Source organism: Bowdeniella massiliensis (genome assembly GCF_023634005.1).
GTDB classification, from domain to species: Bacteria; Actinomycetota; Actinomycetes; order Actinomycetales; family Actinomycetaceae; genus Bowdeniella; species Bowdeniella massiliensis.
The window spans coordinates 1-1,137 of record NZ_JALIQR010000032.1; the positions used below are offsets into that span (position 1 = coordinate 1).

A 1,137-nucleotide genomic window follows, 5' to 3' on the forward strand; every position below is an offset into this window, starting at 1 on the left:
AATCGCGGTCAGGTCCGCGCGGCTAACGATGCTCAGATCGGTGCTCTTCGGAAGGTATTGACGTAGCAACCCGTTGGTGTTCTCATTGCTGCCCCGCTGCCACGGGGAGTGCGGGTCGCAGAAGTAGATCGGGATCCCGGTTGTGGCTGTGAACTCGAGGTGCTTGGCCATCTCCGCGCCCTGATCCCAGGTGATCGTCCGCGCCAGCGACGACGGGAGCGCGGTGATCGCTTCGCGCATCGCGGCATCCACCTTGTCTGCACTCTTCCCATCAGGCAAATGCAGCAGGAGCGTGAGGCGGGTGCTGCGTTCGACGAGGGTTCCGACGGCGCTACGGCTGTTCTCACCAAGAATGAGATCGCCTTCCCAATGCCCGGGAACGGCGCGGTCCTCGACCTCAGCGGGGCGCTCGCTGATCATGACCATCCCTGGCAGACGGCCGCGCCGATTCGTTGCCGTTCGCGCCTTCCTGGCCGTGCGTCCCGATCTCAGGCAGCGGGCGAGTTCTCGGCGCAGTTGCCCGCGTCCCTGTACGAACAGGGACTGATAGATGGTCTCGTGGCTCACGTGCATCTCCGGGTCGTCGGGATGCTCCAACCGTAGGCGGGCAGCGATCTCCTGCGGCGACCACAGCTGCTTCAACTGCGCTGTCACGGTCTTGAGCAACCGGCCACCGTCAAGCTTGAACGGCTTCGGCCTGCGGGCCTGCTCCCGGGCGTCCTCATGCGCCCGCCACGCCGAGTACTCCTCGCGTCCGCCGCCCCGCTTGACCTCGCGGCTGATCGTCGACACCGCCCGCCCGAGGCTGCGCGCGATCGCAGTGAGCGTGTCACCGCGGGCGAGACCCACGAGTATCTCCTCGCGGTCGAAGACCGTCAGATGACCCTCGCGCGGCTCCCAGCCGAACGGTTTCCCGTCGAGGTGACGCCCTTCCCTCGCCATGCGGCCGACCATCGGCGCCGTGCACCCGATCTCGCGAGCGATGTCGATGAGTCTCCATCCCTTCGAGTGGAGACGGAGCGCGAGCTGCTTCTGCTCACGACTGAGATGACCATGCTTGCCCTGCAACCGATGCCTCCTGAGATCAACGTCTGCTTCATCTCACAGCACCCATTGCGTTGACCGGTTGAATCCGCC

1 protein-coding gene is annotated in these 1,137 nt (G+C 65.4%); it reads right to left on the reverse strand.

The features are described from left to right. Nucleotides 1-1,068, reverse strand: a 1,068-nt coding sequence (locus MUN85_RS12500) for an IS30 family transposase (protein WP_250506996.1), incomplete at its 3' end; no start/stop codon positions are given. Between the last annotated feature and the right edge of the window lie 69 nt (nt 1,069-1,137).